The following is a 15,495-nucleotide window of genomic DNA, read 5'->3' as shown; positions in this document are numbered from 1 at the left end:
ACGCCGCCAAGCCTACAACGGTTGCAGGCGGCGGTGTTTGCCCAGGCCGCAGGGTTTGCCAGTTCGGATGCAGCACGTCGGCGCATGGCCGATCAAGCGTCCTCAAAAGACTCAAAACTCCAGATCGACCAAACTCTGCGAGACCGACTCAAGCTTCAAAGAAGTCGACCTTACCGGTCGCCAGGCGGTAGATCGCCGGAACGACGATCAGTCCGCGTTCGTTCGGAATCATGGACGAAAGCGAATTTAAGTCGGCCACGGAATTCACCGCGTTGGCCTTCACCGCGGCAGTCAGCGTACTTTGCTTCTGCTTGGCGCTCGTCGACTTGTTGTTGAACTCGGTGACCTTCTTCGGAGGCAGTTGGCTCACCGCAGGGGTGATGTAGCTCAGCAGGCCGTTGATGTGCGGGCCGAGGTTGGCTGGCTTGGGAGCCGCCGCATTGTTGATTGCTGCTTGGACCGCGCCGCAGCTTTCATGGCCGAGCACAACCACCAGGTTGGCGCCGATGTTGCCCACCGCCTTGATGGCGGCGTATTCGACGCTGGCAATCGACTCGCTGTTGGCAACGTTGCCAGCCACGCGTATGACGAACAGCTCACCCAGCCCGCTATCGAAGATCAGCTCGGGCGGTACGCGGCTATCGGCACAGCAGAGCACCACGGCCCACGGCTCCTGCCCACTTACGAGTTGCTTCCGTCGCTCGAGGTTTCGCAGCGTGCAGTCGTCGTGAGGGTCGTTGAAGCGCTCCTTCACGAAACGCTGGTTGCCCTTCTTCAAGTCTTCGAGCGCGCGAGCGGCGGACTTCTGAGCCATGAATCTGCTCCTGGTATGTGAGGCGATATCAAAACAATTCGTTACTTTAAGCTTCGCAATGAAGTTTCAAGCATCCTCCCGGCCCGCTGCGCTGGTGTCAACACCCGCAACTCATCGCCACAATACCGTGATTTGTGGCTCGAATTGGGTGCTTCGGGGAGGTCCGGATGCTCTTCACCAAGGAAGGTCGCCGCAGTGGCATGAGAAGTTTGTCACCACTGTCATTGCGGTTTCCCAGTCCAGAAATGGTAACTGGTTTGCCCAAATCAGCAATAGCTCCGAATTACTGGAGGTTTATAATGAAACCAAGGCGGAAGAGGCTTTTCGTGGTCGGCGGTTTCTCACGTGGCAGGTTCGCTGAACCTCTCGGACGGATGGTCGCCCATCGGCATGCCCCCGCTATTGCGCTAGCTGCCTGATGTTCTTCTAGAAAAGTATGCTGTACCGGCCGTTGATTGCATGTGCGGTGTTCGTGTCTGCGGTGCTTACCGTGGCGTGTAAGCCTGCTGATGCGCAGCTGACTTTCTCGCTCTCGTGGGGCTGGGCAGGCGACTCTCGTCAGGACGCCGCGTGGTGGGCGCTGAACAACATCGTCAATCGCTACAACGCCTACGGCGACTTCACCGGCGGCAACGGCAGCAATGTCGAGGCTGCCTACAACCCTGGCGTGCCGACTGCGCAGGCAGGCTACGGCGGGTGGGGCGGCATCATCGAATACGGTGGCACCTGGCCCAACGACCGGGTCACCATGCACGAGTTGGACCATTGGCTTGGCACGGGTACTTTTTCCAACGCCAACGGACTGTCGTGGGACGGCCAGCGCACCATCCGCATCATCGAGCAGTTCGACGGCGTCGGCGCCCGAGTCGGCAACGATGGCGTGCACTTCTGGCCGTATGGAATGAACTACGACAACGAGTGGAGCGAGCTCAACGCTCAGCGAAACGTGGCCCTGACGTACGCACTGCGGGCCGACTGGGGCATTGGTTCCACCGCCAACCCTACTGCATGGAACGCGTCCAGCGTGACGCTCACCGCCGACGATCCGGTGGGCACGTCGGGCTTTAACCACGCTGGCACCTGGAGCGACAACACCTTCGCACATCCCAACGCCGACTACACCACCGGCAGCTACGATATCCGCACCCCCAATGGCTATCCGAGCTGGACTTTCGCCGGCAAGTCGCTCACCATCAACCGCCGTGGCCGACTGCTGTACAACGGTTGGGGCCACGACGGCAAAGTCACCATCAAGGACTTGATCGTCGACAACGCTATCGTGCGTCACGACCAATACGATCTGGATACGTTCCGCTTGGCGGGGAATGTCACGCTCGTGGGCAATGGTACCTTCGACGCAGGGCAGGGGAACATCTTCATCGAGTCGGCTGTCACTGGCGTCGGTTCGCTCACCAAGGTCGGCAGCTACGATTTGACGCTCCAAGCGGCCAACGACTACGCCGGAGCGACGAACATCAACCAGGGTACGTTGCGGCTAAGCCCCGCCAGGCCCCTTGCCGACTATGCGTTCGAAAGCGACCGAGACAATGTGGTGGTGAACGACGGTTCTGGTGGTTCCGCCATGAACGGGGCGTTGGCTGGCGGTGCGACCATCGTTCCAGCCGGTGGAGGCCGCAGCGGCAATGCGGTGAGCCTTTCGGGCGGGGCGTCGGTCGACATCAACAGCGGCATCACCGACCTGGCAACCGATGGCAACTGGGCTCTCTCGGCCTGGATCAAGACCACCACCGCCGGGGGCTCGATCCTCACCAAGCACGATGGCGGTTGGGCGTACGGCAACTCGACCTTCTACCTGGGCGACGGAACGGCGCTCGGCAGCGGCGTTCAGCCAGCCGGCGTCCGCTGGGCCGGCGGCTTCCTGCACGCCACGCCAGGCTCGACCAACGTAGCCAATGGCCAATGGCGACATGTGACCTACGTGAACCAAGGCGGCGAGTACACCATCTATGTGGACGGTCAGCCGCTTTCGACTTCGGCGGCCGAAAGCGGTTTTGGCGTGCCCGACATCGGCTCGCTGGTGCAACTTGGCGTTGCCAACAACCCGGGCGACGGGGCGCTGAACTTCAACGGTTTGATGGACTCCGTACAGATTTACGATCAATCGCTCTCCGCCGCCCAGGTCGCCGCGCTGCACCAAGGACAGGCACTGGGCTCGTTGCCCAGTACCACGACTGTAAACATTGCCAGCGGCGCTACGCTCGACCTCGATGGCGTTACTCAGGAGATCGCCGGGCTGAGCGGCGCAGCCGGTTCGACCGTTCACCTCGGCAATGGTGGGCAGTTGACGGTCAGCAACGCCACCGACTCGGACTTCGCTGGAGTGATCACGGGAAGCGGTTCGTTGACAAAGTCCGGCGAGGGTACGCTTTCTCTCACTGGCGACAGTACCTTCAGCGGTTCGACGACCGTCGCCGCAGGCGTGCTGGAACTCGACGGAGCGATCCCCGCGACGTCGGTCGCCCTGGGAGCGACGCTTAGTGGCCGTGGCCAAATCGGTGGCAACTTGGACCTGCTTACCGGAGCCAACTTGGCAGTGGAGGTTGCCGAGACCAGTGACCTGCTCGAAGTCGACGGCACGGCCTCACTCGACGGTGTGCTGTGGGTGTCAATCGACCCCAACTACACGCCCGAGTTGAACGACACGTTCACCGTGCTCTCGGCGTCGAGCCTGACGAACAACCTTACGCTCGGCGGTCCTGACGGATCGCTGTTCAGTCTCGTGGCTAGCACCGCGACCGAGATCGTGCTGACCGCCGTGAGTGGCCTCGCCGGCGACTACAACAACGACGGCTTGGTGAACCTGGCCGACTACACGGTGTGGCGAAACAGCCTCGGAGCCGCGCCCGGGGTATTGCTGAACGACAGCAACGGCGGTGCCATCGGCCCGGCGCAGTACGCCACGTGGAAGGCAAACTTTGGCGCATCACTTGCAAGTTCCGCTTCATCGTCCGCCGCGCAAGTCCCTGAGCCAGCGGCATGCGCTATCTTGCTGGGGGCGTTGCTGGTGGGAGCCAGGATTCGGAGCGTCCAGAGCTCCAAAGTCCATTGCATCAGCTCTTAAAGTCGATCCCAAGATCTCCGTAGATCACTTGCGCCGCGTTCCGTCCGGGTGCCATCGTGACGCCAGGGCCGGGGTGGCTGCCGGAGCCGCACAGGTAGACATTGTTGATCGGCGAGCGGTAGCCGGCCAGTTCGGGGATCGGCCGCATCGCACCGAATTGGTACGGCCAGCATGCTCCGTGGGTGTTGGTGCCTTCGATCGCGCTGGGCAGCAGCCTTTCGATGTCGCACGGGCTGTGAACCACGCGTTTGGCGATACTGTCCGCTAGGCCCGGAATGTAGTTTTTGGAGAGGTGATCGATCACACGATCGGCGAACGCCTCCTTCACGCTGTCCCAGTCGTGGCCAGTGATCTGGCCGGCCGCGTCGCCGGTGATTCGGTAGGGTATCGGTTGCACGACCAGCTTCATCAACGCTTTGCCAGCCGGTGCGCGACTTGGCTCGGCGGCCGTGTCGTGGCACACCAGCGCGAAGGGATGCGCGGGCAGATGGCCGGCTCGGGACTCGGAAAAAGCGCGCAAGAAGTATTCCAGCGTCGGCTCGCTGCAGTGTGCGTACACCGATTGGTTGACGTCGCCGCCGGCTGCAAATTCAGGCGGGCGGTCGAGCGCGAGGTACACCACCATTACCGGCTCGCCCAATTCGTACCGTCGCATCTTCTGAGCGATACTTGGCCCTACCTGTTGTTCTCCCAGCAGGTCGAGCACCAGTTGCCGCGGGTGGGCGCTCGAAGCGATAAGCTGTTTGCAAAGAACCTGCTCGCCATCGGCAAGCTCCACGCCGATAGCCTTGCCATCCTCGACCAGCACACACTTCACTTGCGAGTCGAGGCGGATGCTGCCTCCGTGGGCTTCGAGATAGCCGGCCAGTGCGAGCGGCAGTTGTCGCATACCACCCCGCACGACGTTGTTGCCAAAGTGCTGCACGACCATCGAGAACAAGCACGCAACGCTGCCGCCGCCGATGTCGTCGGGCGAGGCCCCGATGTGTACGCCCCAGGCCGACGCCAGGCACTTGGTCTCTTTGGCCTCGAACGTCTCGTTGCACCACGAACGCAGGCTTTGCATCGCGTAGCGATACTGATCGGGCGATGCCGGCTCAGCGGCAGAGGGTGGGCTATTCATCGACGCGCCGATGGCGTCCTTCTGGACGAGGAATTCCTGGTAGAGCCGTCGCCAAGTCTCCGCGTCCTTTTGGGAGAACCGGCTGATGCTCTCGCAGGTCCGGTCGACATCGCGATAGACGGTCAGCGCGCGGCCTTTGGGGAACGGATGCGACCAGCACGGATCGGGATGAAGCAGCTCGAAGCCATAATCGGCCAGGCCGAGTTCGTTGGGCACCGGGGAGAAGTTGGCGAACTGGATGCAGATGGCGTGCGTGTCGGTATGAAAGCCTGGCAGCGTCACCTCCTGGGTGTTGGTCATGCCGCCGATCTCGCTGCACTTCTCCAGCACCAGCACCTTGAGCCCGGCCTTCGCCAGATAGCAGGCGCACACCAGCCCGTTATGCCCACCGCCAATCACGATTGCGTCACAGTCGGTCGCCATGCGTGTTCCTCGCGAAATTATCTGCGCGCTGTAGAGTGGTGGTCCGAAGTATACCCTGGTTGACGTTCAGAGGTTGCTGTTGCATGGTAAAAATTCGTCAACGTCTGGTAGCGGTCTCAAAAGCCTCAAAACGAAAGGCCCCTGCGATGACTGATTTGGAACTATGGGTCGAGAAACAGAAGATCTACGAACTGTGCGCCCGCTACACGCTCACTTTGGATGGGCACGACATCGAAGCGTGGGCCAATACGTTCACCGAAGACGGAGTGTTCGGCTTCGGCGACCACGGGTTGCGTGGGCGGGAGAAGATCACCGCTTATGGGCGCGTGCACCAGCAGATCGCGTCGCGGCATCTCAACACGTCACTGCTGTTCGAAATCGATGCCAGTGGAGAGCGCGCCACAGGACAATCGACCACGGTGGCCGCCTTTGCGACCAGACAGGGCTACAAAGTGGCCTTCCTCGGACGCTACGACGACGAGGTCCGCAAGGTCGACGGTAACTGGCTGTTCTCCCGCCGCTGGGTGGTCGCCGATGCGTTTCCGGAAGATCCCTCGTGCGATCTGCTCGCGGCCGACCCGGACTTGGTGCCGGTGGTTCAGCCGTTGCTGGATGCCTATCAGCGGTTGGGGGAGCCGATGTAGTCGACGCGCCGGAGGGTGTACTCAAAAGCCTCAAAACCTTGCGGATTGGAGTTATGAGTCTTTTGAGTACCGACACAAGGGGCTCCGCGTTGACCGATGCGGTCGAATGCGGGCCCTCAATGCGGGCAACGTGTTCGATGCTGTCTTACCCGCCGATTCTCGCCAGGCGGGCTCGCAAGCCTTCCATTCTGCTGGGGTTGCGCCGACAATGGAGCAGACTGCTTGCTCGTTTAGGCAGAATCGTCTCTATCCAATTATTGTTATGCGGTGCAGCGGAGCCCACCTGTGACACGAGAGCGATGGCTGCCACATCTTCAGCCGTACCTTCAGCCTGCCAATGATCCGGAACTGGCGACGGCCGGTGTAATGCAGCCGAAGCCGGCCTTTCAGCTTACGTTCCTACTCCCGTATGCTTCGGTCACCGCGTTCCCCGACAACTTCGTCAATGTGTCGGACGAAACGTGCTTGATCCTGCTGGTCGCGGACCACGGCCATGAGACCGTTCACAAGGTTTCGTGGGGCAACATTGGGACGATCTCGATCCAGTTCAGCGAGCAGTCACGCAGGGAGGCGCGTCAACTGTCCCGTGAGATCATCAAGCGGCGACTGTAGCTGTGCCAATGTTTGAGCCTCGGAAGACCATTTAGCGTGTTGCCCTGATATAATCAAACGCAACACAATTTGGTGCCTGTGTTTGGAGACAAGTCATGCGACAGCTGTCTGCGCTCAAAGTCGAAATGCCAGACGATGCCGTCGTTCATCCGCGAACTCTTCGTTTCACCACCGCGGACTTGTTCACACTCGTTTCGGCGATCCCTGTTTGTATTGGTGTCGTTGCAGCTGTCGAGTTCACTGCATTCGAGCAATCATACGAGTGGTTCGGCATCGACTGGTATAGTGGTGTGAGGCACTTTCTGATGGACAGTGTGGGCGTACCGCCCGGCTTTGTTGCTAGGTATGTAACATTCGCAATGGCAGACATGCCGGCGTGGTTTTGCTATTCAATAATCGCAATTGCGCTGGGGCTGATTCGGTCGAAATGGGCGTTAGTAGTAGGTACAGCTTTTATCCTGTCGATCTTCATTTGGGACCTGATGTCAGATTGCTTCTCCGGCCTTCACGCCCAAACTAATCTTCGCATTGTTTCGTTGTTTGGCGTTGCTTTGGCCGCCGCGTGTTTCGCTATTACCAGGAGAATTCGCGGTCGTTCGCTGGTCAGCGACCACAAAACAGGCCGATCCGCCATGGGCATCACGTGCCTTGCGATAGTTCTAACGTTGGCCGTGTCGATGTACGGTTGGTGGCTTGTTGGTCTCACTCGCCAAGCCGGTCTGGAAGTGCAGGAGATGTTTAACGATGTCATGCCTTAGTTGGTCCGGCGTGGCACGCCGAGGCAAGAGCGCTGAAGAGGTCCTGCAGGATAAGTGAGTTCGCTGCGTCGATCTCACGTCAATAGATGCTTAGGCCTCACGGAAACCGCGGAAAACGCCGTCTGCGTCGATTGACTCTGAAAAATCTTCCCAGTCCATGTTTGCCAAGGACAGGTTGTTCTCTATCGACTGGACCTGTGATGGCACGGTCCGAAAAGTCCTCCCGACTTGATCGTTGACATCAACCACCAGGATAGGATGCTCAGGATTCGTTGTTGCTTGCTCATCGACGACTAACAGAAATGAGTGATGTGTATTCGAGGGTAGGCAGCTAGCCAACTGCTTGGGAGCCTCGCCTGAGAAGTCTTGGTCGTCAACAATCGTGAGAAACGCTTGCGGTTTATCCGGAAACTGCTGCCCCGGAGTTTCGTAGAGTTCGCCGAGCAATGACCAACCTTCCGTGTGCTCTGCGGCTGGCTCGCGAATTTCTCGGCAGATTGTCTGCCAAGACTCTTCGTCGTCAAAGTAAGTGCGGATGAACAGAGAGTCGTTGGAATTTGGTAGCATCTTCATCATCGCCCCTTGTTCACAACACTCACAGCACCTCGTGGAACGCCTTCATCCACACCGCGTTGGCTGGCCAGGCGGGGGCGGTGACCAGGTTGCCGTCGACGCAGACGCTGTCGAGGCCTTCGGCGGGTTCGTCCCAGATGCCGCCGGCCGATTCGATTTCGGGACGGACCGTGGGATAGCCCTGGCAGCGCTTGCCACGCAGTGCGTCGGCAGCGGCCAGGACCATCAAGCCGTGGCACGTCGCGGCGATCGGCTTTGCCGCGCCGGCGAGGTGCTTGACCATCTTCAACACGCGGTGATCGATTGCCAGGTACTCAGGCGCGCGGCCGCCGGGCACCACCAGGGCGTCGTAGCTACCGGGCTCGATGCGATCGAACGTGGCGTTCAACGCAAAGTTGTGCCCGCGCTTCTCGCTGTACGTCTGCTGGCCTTCAAAGTCGTGAATGGCCGTGGCCACTGTTTCGCCGGCCGACTTCTCGGGGCAGACCGCATGCACCTCGTGACCGAACGCCTGGAGGATCTGGAAGGGCACCATCACTTCGTAGTCTTCGACGAAGTCGCCAATGATCATCAGAATCTTGGACATTGCTTTGAACCGGGCTGGGGTGAGAAGTGAGTTGCGGGGTTGTCGTTTTAGTCTCTGTTTAACATGACTCGCGGGTGTAGCCAACTACCCGAGGTGACGTTGGGTGGCTGGGGACGAGTGCAATGAGCCCCCGGTGGCGAAAGTTCTGGGGGCTCGCGGTGCTCGACCCCAGGCACCCCTAATGCACACTCTAGTCATCCAGCAGCAAGTATTCGGGCAAGCGTTGGATGTTGCCCTCGCGGTCGATGCAGGCCAGGGTGCTGGAGCCTTCGGCCAGCAGCAGGCCATCGCGGTGCACCAGGTACTCGTGGTCGATACGGGCGCCGCGGGCACGCTGAATGCGGATGGTGATGTCGAGCGTATCGCCAAAGCGGGCCGGCTGGCGGTACGCGCAGGCGATCTTGTTCACCACCAGGATCACCCCGTCGCGCTCGAGATCGACGTATTCGTGACCCAGCGAGCGTAAATGGTGCACCCGGGCCAGTTCGAAATACTTGAAGAAATTGGCGTGGTGCACCACGCCCTGGGCGTCGGTTTCGTAGTAGCGAACTTCGACAGAGAACTTGAACTCTTGAGACACGGCGGCCACGGCCCTCCATGGCGGGGGTGAATTGGGGGAGGCACTCTTTATAGCGGACCACCGCCGGCGGGGCAGCGCCGGTAGCGGGGGGCCGGGAGGTTCGCGTTGAATTAACTCCCCAATAGACCTATACTTACGGCCAAGTTCATAACCAGCTTGTCTCCGCGCCGGCAGCGGAATTGGTATCGTCGCCGGGCTATCGAATCGCTATTTGAAGAAAGAACCTCTATGAGCATTGGCGAGGGAGCGGGTACTGACTTTGCCACCATGCGTGGCCGAGATTATCCGTCGATCCGACAATTCACCGTGTTTTTGGAAAACCGCGTGGGCCAACTGGTCGAAGTGGTGCGGAAGTTCCAAGGCAGCAAGGTCCGCATTGTGGCCCTGAGCATCTCCGACTCGACCGAGTGTGCCCTGGTGCGGTTCCTGCTGAGCGACCCCGAGGCGGGACGCGAGATCCTGGAGCGAGCCGGGCTGGCGCTGGTGGAGTCGGACCTGATCGGCATCGAACTGCCCGACACGCCGCAGCCGATGCTGCAGATGTGCACGGCCCTGCTGGCAGCCGAGCTGAACATCATCCAGGTCTACCCGCTGCTGGTCCGTCCCACCGGCCGGCCGGCGGTGGCGGTGATGGTCGACAACATCGAAATGGCCCTCGACACTCTCACCAGCCAGGGCTTTCGACTGATCAACGAAGACGAATTGAAGCAATATGATTCGCCCTAGCCGGCGAATGTTCCAACTAGGCCATGGACGCACGGACGCAGGCTGGCCAAACTTGCTGTTTAGCGATCCAGCCCGCCGTACCTCCCTCGATCGACCTCCGCTCTGATGCCCATCAATGTAACTTGCCCTGGTTGCCTGAAGCGATTTACCGTTGCCGACAAGCACGCGGGAAAGCAGGGGCCGTGCCCTAGCTGCAAAAAGACGATCACGATTCCGAAGCTGGAAGACCAGGTTGTCATCCACGAGCAGCCCACCGGGCCCACCGACTCGAAGGGCCGCAGTGTCCTGAAGACGTTCCGTCGCAAGGACAGCAAGTTTTCGCCGATCATGGCGCTCAGCGCCGTGGGCGTAGTGGTGGTAGCTTGCCTCATTGCGTTTTTGCTCAAGGGATACGTCGCGGGGGCGGAAACCGTTCCTGCCGTGCTGGTGATGTGTGGCGCCGCGGCGTTCGTGGGGCCGTTTGTGGCCGCCGGCGGATACATGTTCCTGCGCGACGACGAGTTGGAGCCGTACCGCGGATCGCAGTTGTGGCTACGCGCGATCGCCTGCGGTGTATCGTTCGCCCTGGCGTGGCTGTTGTTTGGATTCATCCTCAGCCGATTCACCACGCCGGAAGACGTGAGCAAGGGATTGGAGTTTTATCAGTTGCTGGTGCCGCTGGCGGTCATGATCATGGTGGGCCTGTTGGCCGGTTACGCCAGTTTAGACCTCGACCCCGGCAGTGCGGTGATGCTGTTCGCGTTGTTCTTCATCTTCACAGGACTGTTGCGGCTGCTGATGGGATTGTCGTTCGTGCCGGGCCTGGTCTTCGGTTGACCCGCGGACTTCGAGAGCCGATATGCCTGACGACCTACGATCGATTCCCGAGTTCGCTACACGACACGCGCCGCAGGGCTTGCTCCGCCTGCCCCCTGGCGAGGACGTACCGCTGACGCCGCGGGTGCGACGCTTGATCGACACGCCAGCATTCCGCCGGTTGAGCGACGTTTCGCAGCTCGGTTTGGTCCGCATGGTTTACCCCGGGGCAGGGCACTCGCGATTCGAGCACTCGCTGGGTGTCTATCGCGTGGCCCTCGACTTTCTGGAGCGTCTGGCGAGCGACGCGCGATTTGGGGAGGTTGTTACCACTCGGCAGGCCGAGTGTTTTTTGCTGGCCGCGCTGTTGCACGACATCGGCCACTACCCGTTCTGCCATCCGCTGGAGGACATCGCCCTGGAGAGCGTGGTGCATCACGAAAGCACCGCTCGTCAGGCAATCTCCACGGGCTGTGTGGCGGACGCTTTGAGCGAGGATTGGAACGTCGACCCGGCCCAAGTGGCCGACTTGATCGAGGGGCGTGTCGACACGCCTGGCGAGCGGGTCGTGCGCAGCATGCTCTCTGGCCCGATCGACGTCGACAAGGTCGACTACCTGGCTCGCGACAGCATGCACTGCGGCGTACCTTACGGGCGCAACTTCGACCAGCGGCGGCTGGTGTCGAGTCTATGCCTAAACGCCGCTGGCGATCGCATCGCGGTGACCGAGAAGGGCAAGACGGCCGCCGAGTTGATGGTCTTCGCCCGTTACGTGATGTTCAGCGAAGTGTACTGGCATCACGCGGTGCGATCGGCGACTGCCATGCTGCAGCGGGCCGTGTTCGAATTGGAGCAACAACTCGATTGGGGCGTGGTGATCGGCTCGACCGACAGCACGTTCGCCGCCCACTTGATGTCGGTCGGCGAAGCGTCGCCAGTTGCTGGTCTTGTCAACGCGCTGCTGGGCAGCCAACGGCAGCTCTACAAGCGGATTGGCCAGTACAGCTTGTTGGAAGCTCCAGAGGTATACGAGCTGTTGGCCCGCCACCCGTACGAGTGGCTGGTCGACTGCAGTACTCGGCTGGCGGAGTGCTTCGCCCTCGAGTTAGGCGAAGCGGTTGCCGCTCACGAGGTGCTGATCGATGCCCCGCCCGTGAAGCTCGAAGTGCAGTTCAACGTCGACGTCTACTCGAGCAAGACCAACACGTACCGACCGCTGGGCGAGGTGTCGCCCGTAGTGCGAACCCTGGCCCGCGAGCAATTCGACGACTACGTGAAGCGAGTGCGAGTATTCGCCAGCCCCCGCATCGCCCGAGCCGCGAAGGGGCTGAATCTCGACGAGATGCTCGCTAAGGTCGCCAGCTAGAGAACCTTCAGCGGGTCAATCGATCCCTATGCCAACTGGCGACAGGTTGTGGTTGCTGGAGGATGCTTGCTCCAACTGCTGTTCAAACGCAGGATTCAGGTTCGGTAGCACGCGCCTGACTTCGGCCAGCGCGTCTTGCGAGTCGATCTCAAGACGGGTAAGAAAACTCCACAGCACGGCGATGCGGAGCAGCGTGGCTCCGATGGCCACGATGTCTTGTTCCTGCGGATCCGAGGGAACGATACAGTCGCCATCCGCATTCATTTGCTCTCGAACGATGTTGGCAACTACTTCAAGTCGCGGGATGTTCTCTAACCGCTGAGCACCCGTCGCCGCGCCCTCTGCCAGGATGGTTTGGAGGTCGAAGTCCTCATGCTCGGCAGACCTTAAACTGCGCTGCTGATCTTCTGGCAATAGCGCGAAACCGAGAAGGCCCAGGTGAGCGGCAAGTTTGAATTCCCAGCGGGCCGGTGCGCCGATCGCCTGGCGCAGGTCGTTCACCAGTACTTCGATTTCACGAACGCGGCTGAGTGCATCGGGATGGACGGTTCTCAGCACATCGGTCAGTACCCCAACGGCGCCGGGAAGGGTTTCGTTCAGCAGTGCTCTTTCGGTCGTAATTAGCCGGTACTGGGCCAAACCTGCATCCAACGCCTGGCGGACGTTGTCGTGTTCGCACGGCTTATTTAGCAGGCGAAACACTTGGCCGTCGTTCACCGCTTTGATGGCCGTGGCTTGATCTTGATTGCCGGTGAGCATCATGTAGACTGCATCCGGCGCAATCATGCGCGCCTGCTGGATGAACTGGACTCCGTCCATGCCCGGCATGCGCATGTCGGTCATCACCACCGCAAAGCTACCCGATTTCAATTCTGCAAGAGCAGCGGGGCCCGAATTGGCGGTCGTCAAATCATAGTATCCACCAAGTCGCCGCCGCAGGCCGTTTAACAGCGGTTGCTCATCGTCTACGACTAGAATTCGCTCACTCATACTGTTTCTGCCCCGCAACTGTTCTGGTCGCGAAAAAGTGAAAACTGTGCGCAAAAGTCTACTACAGTCAGTGGCCTATGGTCCTAGGTTGCGGAGATTACTACGTCCTGCTGTGGGTGTTGCGGTTCGTAGTGCCCAGCGATAGGAAGTTTCATGGAAAAAGTCGTTCCAACACCCATGGTGGAAACGAAGTCCAGGCGGCCACCATGTTTATTGGTGATGATGTCATGTGAGATGGCCAGCCCTTGTCCCGTACCGAGGCCTACCTCCTTGGTAGTAAAGAAGGGATCGAAGATTCGGTTGCGGATCTCGTCGGGTATTCCTGGCCCGTTGTCCTCCAGCTCAATGCAGACGTCTTCGCCACTGCAGAAGGTCCTGATCGTGATGAGCCCTGCCGGGTGGTCGAGGTCGCCGAATTTCTCCCGTAGCGCGTCCGCAGCGTTGACAACCAGATTGAGGATTACCTGGTTCAGTTCGGCCGGAAGCACGGGAACTTGCGGCAGCGTCTCGTCGAGATCTAGTTCGAGTTGGGCGATGTACTTCCAGCGGTTGCGGCTGATCGTCACTGTGCTGCGAATCAGCTGATTTACGTCGGATATCTCTTTGTGGGAAGTGCCGGGGTGGGAGAACACCTTCATGGCACCCACGATCGAACTCACCCGCTCGATGCCGTCCAAGTTGTCCAAGAATGCCTCCGGTACTTCCCGCACAAGCTCGTCGTAGCGATGCTGCTGCAAAACCTGGAGTGCTCGTTGATGGCGGTCACCCCAGGACATTGGCGGTCCTTCGATGTTCACCATCTCGGCGTAGGAAGCGGTGATAGCGAGCAAGTGATCGACGCATTCCTGCAGATAGGCGGTGTTGTCACCGATGAACTGCATGGGGGTATTGATCTCGTGGGCGACGCCGGCCGCGAGTTGTCCGATCGACTCCATCTTTTGGGCAAGGGCCAGTTGCTGGGACATCAGCTTGGCTTCGCGAACGGAGGCTTCCAATTGCTCGGTTCGTTTCTTCAACTCGGTTGTTCGTTGCTCGACAATCTGGTCGGTAGAGGCCTTGGCCTGCTCCAGTTGAGCCTGAGTAAGCGCCGCGGTGCGCATCTCGCGCATGCCTACTACGCAACTCCACACCAGGAAAGCATCTTCGAACAACACCCAGCCCGTATGTTCCAAGGCACGGCCAATGCTGGGAGTAAGGACACCAAAGACCGAGTCGGGCCAGTACACACCCCGTGCAAGATGATCGACGGCGACGACCACCGTAGCGGGTATCAGGACGCGCCAGTCGCGGTAGAACGCCAGGAATGCCAACGACCCGAACACGTGGAAGTGTGCTTCGATACGACCGCCAGACAAATGAATAAGCAGCGCCGAATAGCCCGCCTGTGCAACGGAGATGGTCAATCGAGTGGCAAACGACCCGGGCCTTAGCAGCGCCATGGCGATGGGTGCCGCCGACAATAGACCGCCGAGCAGCAGGGAGGCCCACAAGTGGATGTGCCACTGTTGCTGGTCGCCTTCCCAAGCGCGCGGTGTGTACCAGGCTGCTTGCAGAATGGCCGCCAGCCACTGGGTTGCGAACAGCGCCGCGAACAAGCGATCGGTCTGTACGTACAAGCGATGAGTGCGCTCGTCGAGTATCTCTTGCGCGCGTTGATTTGTGTCGATGCACTCCATAGGTTCGCAGCCCCGCCCAAGGCGGTCAGTCCCCTTGCTCGAGAAGCGTGGCGTGTGATTGCAAAGGGCACCCGTACACCTTGGTGCAGGTGGTGATCGGAGGGTTGTTCTGGACCAAGGACAAGATGCTTTCCGATCCCACGCTGTCGCCTTCGTGCCCACGGGCAGCGGTGATACCGCCATAGAACAGCGGCTCACGAGCCGCGCCATAAAGAACCACCGCCCCCGATGTATGCATACCCAACGATGCCGCCTGTCGGCCCTCCGAGTCAACCGAGATGGTTGTATTGGGGAGTTCGGCGAGCTGACGCATCAACCACGTCTCCCCGAACTCTGAGGAAGCGTCCGCCGGCTGATACATTAGGATCTGGCAGGCGATTTTGGCAGAGTTGTCTCGCAGTATCTTGGCAAGTTCCTTCGCAGTTGCCCTTGAACAAACGCACTTCGGATGAATGGCTACTACCATGCGGTACGCGGCGGAGGCAGGACTCTCGGGGCCGGACGCTGCAAGCGGTGGCTGCTCCTGCACTCCTGGTGTCTGGCTGTACGACACCAGCATCGCAAAACCAACCACACAGAACACGAACCACAGCGCAAGTGCCGCATTGCAGGCGAGGTGTCGAAAACTTGCTACGGCAGGGCGAATCATCGAAAGGTTGGCTGCGATCCAATGGAGCGGATTTCGCCCGACTACATACATGTCTTCAGGCACAGTTAACCGTAGGATTTTTTTGGGGAGCTGTCCCT

Annotated in this window: 16 protein-coding genes; 8 read left to right on the top strand and 8 right to left on the bottom strand. The window is 60.1% G+C overall.

The window, feature by feature from the left end; genetic code table 11:
* Positions 1-148: 148 nt before the first annotated feature.
* Positions 149-814 carry a carbonic anhydrase gene (locus tag ACQK2L_RS25150; protein WP_425399801.1) on the bottom strand — a complete coding sequence of 222 codons (666 nt, stop codon included), beginning with the start codon at positions 812-814 and terminating at the stop codon, positions 149-151.
* Here ACQK2L_RS25150 and ACQK2L_RS25145 point away from each other — a divergent pair.
* Positions 813-1,175: a hypothetical protein gene (locus ACQK2L_RS25145; RefSeq protein WP_425399800.1), complete on the top strand. Its 363-nt coding sequence runs from the start codon at positions 813-815 to the stop codon at positions 1,173-1,175. The two genes, ACQK2L_RS25150 and ACQK2L_RS25145, sit on opposite strands and share 2 nt — an antisense overlap.
* Before the next feature lie 75 nt (positions 1,176-1,250).
* The gene (locus ACQK2L_RS25140; RefSeq protein WP_425399799.1) at positions 1,251-3,896 is read left to right on the top strand and encodes a LamG-like jellyroll fold domain-containing protein; all 2,646 of its coding nucleotides are present in this window, start codon (positions 1,251-1,253) and stop codon (positions 3,894-3,896) included.
* Here ACQK2L_RS25140 and ACQK2L_RS25135 read toward each other — a convergent pair.
* Entirely contained in the window at positions 3,886-5,442 is a 1,557-nt protein-coding gene (locus ACQK2L_RS25135) for a phytoene desaturase family protein (protein WP_425399798.1), read from the bottom strand. The genes ACQK2L_RS25140 and ACQK2L_RS25135 overlap by 11 nt on opposite strands.
* A 146-nt stretch (positions 5,443-5,588) precedes the next feature.
* On the opposite strand from ACQK2L_RS25135, the gene ACQK2L_RS25130 reads away from it, so the two are divergent.
* From ACQK2L_RS25130 to ACQK2L_RS25120, 3 genes are all read left to right on the top strand, one after another.
* Positions 5,589-6,086 carry a nuclear transport factor 2 family protein gene (locus ACQK2L_RS25130; protein ID WP_425399797.1) on the top strand — a complete coding sequence of 166 codons (498 nt, stop codon included), beginning with the start codon at positions 5,589-5,591 and terminating at the stop codon, positions 6,084-6,086.
* Between the two features lie 285 nt (positions 6,087-6,371).
* Entirely contained in the window at positions 6,372-6,698 is a 327-nt protein-coding gene (locus ACQK2L_RS25125; RefSeq protein WP_425399796.1) for a hypothetical protein, read from the top strand.
* Positions 6,699-6,793: 95 nt separating this feature from the next.
* Entirely contained in the window at positions 6,794-7,456 is a 663-nt protein-coding gene (locus ACQK2L_RS25120) for a hypothetical protein (RefSeq protein ID WP_425399795.1), read from the top strand.
* A 90-nt stretch (positions 7,457-7,546) separates the two neighbouring features.
* Here ACQK2L_RS25120 and ACQK2L_RS25115 read toward each other — a convergent pair whose 3' ends face one another.
* The 3 genes from ACQK2L_RS25115 to ACQK2L_RS25105 form a co-directional block, all read right to left on the bottom strand.
* Positions 7,547-8,032 carry a DUF6924 domain-containing protein gene (locus ACQK2L_RS25115; protein WP_425399794.1) on the bottom strand — a complete coding sequence of 162 codons (486 nt, stop codon included), beginning with the start codon at positions 8,030-8,032 and terminating at the stop codon, positions 7,547-7,549.
* Between the two features lie 19 nt (positions 8,033-8,051).
* Positions 8,052-8,615 (bottom strand): DJ-1/PfpI family protein, encoded by a 564-nt coding sequence (locus ACQK2L_RS25110; RefSeq protein ID WP_425399793.1) that lies wholly within the window; start codon positions 8,613-8,615, stop codon positions 8,052-8,054.
* Between the two features lie 190 nt (positions 8,616-8,805).
* Complete coding sequence (locus ACQK2L_RS25105) at positions 8,806-9,204, bottom strand: acyl-CoA thioesterase (protein ID WP_425399792.1); 399 nt, start codon at positions 9,202-9,204, stop codon at positions 8,806-8,808.
* A gap of 219 nt (positions 9,205-9,423) precedes the next feature.
* Here ACQK2L_RS25105 and ACQK2L_RS25100 point away from each other — a divergent pair, with 219 nt between their 5' ends.
* From ACQK2L_RS25100 to ACQK2L_RS25090, 3 genes are all read left to right on the top strand, one after another.
* A complete protein-coding gene (locus ACQK2L_RS25100) occupies positions 9,424-9,921 on the top strand; it encodes an acetolactate synthase (RefSeq protein ID WP_425399791.1) in 498 nt (165 codons plus the stop codon).
* A 105-nt stretch (positions 9,922-10,026) separates the two neighbouring features.
* Positions 10,027-10,737: a hypothetical protein gene (locus ACQK2L_RS25095; RefSeq protein ID WP_425399790.1), complete on the top strand. Its 711-nt coding sequence runs from the start codon at positions 10,027-10,029 to the stop codon at positions 10,735-10,737.
* Positions 10,738-10,759: 22 nt separating this feature from the next.
* Positions 10,760-12,082 (top strand): HD domain-containing protein, encoded by a 1,323-nt coding sequence (locus ACQK2L_RS25090; protein ID WP_425399789.1) that lies wholly within the window; start codon positions 10,760-10,762, stop codon positions 12,080-12,082.
* Between the two features lie 15 nt (positions 12,083-12,097).
* Here the strand turns inward: ACQK2L_RS25090 and ACQK2L_RS25085 are convergent, their stop codons facing one another.
* The 3 genes from ACQK2L_RS25085 to ACQK2L_RS25075 all read right to left on the bottom strand — a co-directional run bounded on the left by ACQK2L_RS25085 (position 12,098) and on the right by ACQK2L_RS25075 (position 15,397).
* On the bottom strand, positions 12,098-13,072 hold the full coding sequence (locus ACQK2L_RS25085; RefSeq protein WP_425399788.1) for a response regulator: 975 nt from the start codon (positions 13,070-13,072) through the stop codon (positions 12,098-12,100).
* An 83-nt stretch (positions 13,073-13,155) separates the two neighbouring features.
* The gene (locus ACQK2L_RS25080) at positions 13,156-14,748 is read right to left on the bottom strand and encodes a sensor histidine kinase (RefSeq protein WP_425399787.1); all 1,593 of its coding nucleotides are present in this window, start codon (positions 14,746-14,748) and stop codon (positions 13,156-13,158) included.
* A gap of 25 nt (positions 14,749-14,773) precedes the next feature.
* Positions 14,774-15,397, bottom strand: coding sequence for a hypothetical protein (locus ACQK2L_RS25075; RefSeq protein WP_425399786.1), 624 nt, complete (start codon positions 15,395-15,397; stop codon positions 14,774-14,776).
* Between the last annotated feature and the right edge of the window lie 98 nt (positions 15,398-15,495).

Origin of the sequence: Aeoliella sp. (assembly GCF_965227375.1) — a bacterium.
Classification (GTDB): domain Bacteria; phylum Planctomycetota; class Planctomycetia; order Pirellulales; family Lacipirellulaceae; genus Aeoliella.
This window is presented reverse-complemented; position numbering and strand designations above follow the sequence as displayed.

Bases quoted from the DNA above. Each gene is read 5' to 3' on its own strand.
- ACQK2L_RS25150 (WP_425399801.1), bottom strand. From the start codon at position 814: ATGGCTCAGAAGTCCGCCGCTCGCGCGCTCGAAGACTTGAAGAAGGGC.
- ACQK2L_RS25085 (WP_425399788.1), bottom strand. From the start codon at position 13,072: ATGAGTGAGCGAATTCTAGTCGTAGACGATGAGCAACCGCTGTTAAAC.
- ACQK2L_RS25130 (WP_425399797.1), top strand. From the start codon at position 5,589: ATGACTGATTTGGAACTATGGGTCGAGAAACAGAAGATCTACGAACTG.
- ACQK2L_RS25120 (WP_425399795.1), top strand. From the start codon at position 6,794: ATGCGACAGCTGTCTGCGCTCAAAGTCGAAATGCCAGACGATGCCGTC.
- ACQK2L_RS25145 (WP_425399800.1), top strand. From the start codon at position 813: ATGAATCTGCTCCTGGTATGTGAGGCGATATCAAAACAATTCGTTACT.
- ACQK2L_RS25135 (WP_425399798.1), bottom strand. From the start codon at position 5,442: ATGGCGACCGACTGTGACGCAATCGTGATTGGCGGTGGGCATAACGGG.
- ACQK2L_RS25115 (WP_425399794.1), bottom strand. From the start codon at position 8,032: ATGATGAAGATGCTACCAAATTCCAACGACTCTCTGTTCATCCGCACT.
- ACQK2L_RS25110 (WP_425399793.1), bottom strand. From the start codon at position 8,615: ATGTCCAAGATTCTGATGATCATTGGCGACTTCGTCGAAGACTACGAA.
- ACQK2L_RS25095 (WP_425399790.1), top strand. From the start codon at position 10,027: ATGCCCATCAATGTAACTTGCCCTGGTTGCCTGAAGCGATTTACCGTT.
- ACQK2L_RS25075 (WP_425399786.1), bottom strand. From the start codon at position 15,397: ATGATTCGCCCTGCCGTAGCAAGTTTTCGACACCTCGCCTGCAATGCG.
- ACQK2L_RS25100 (WP_425399791.1), top strand. From the start codon at position 9,424: ATGAGCATTGGCGAGGGAGCGGGTACTGACTTTGCCACCATGCGTGGC.
- ACQK2L_RS25090 (WP_425399789.1), top strand. From the start codon at position 10,760: ATGCCTGACGACCTACGATCGATTCCCGAGTTCGCTACACGACACGCG.
- ACQK2L_RS25080 (WP_425399787.1), bottom strand. From the start codon at position 14,748: ATGGAGTGCATCGACACAAATCAACGCGCGCAAGAGATACTCGACGAG.
- ACQK2L_RS25140 (WP_425399799.1), top strand. From the start codon at position 1,251: ATGCTGTACCGGCCGTTGATTGCATGTGCGGTGTTCGTGTCTGCGGTG.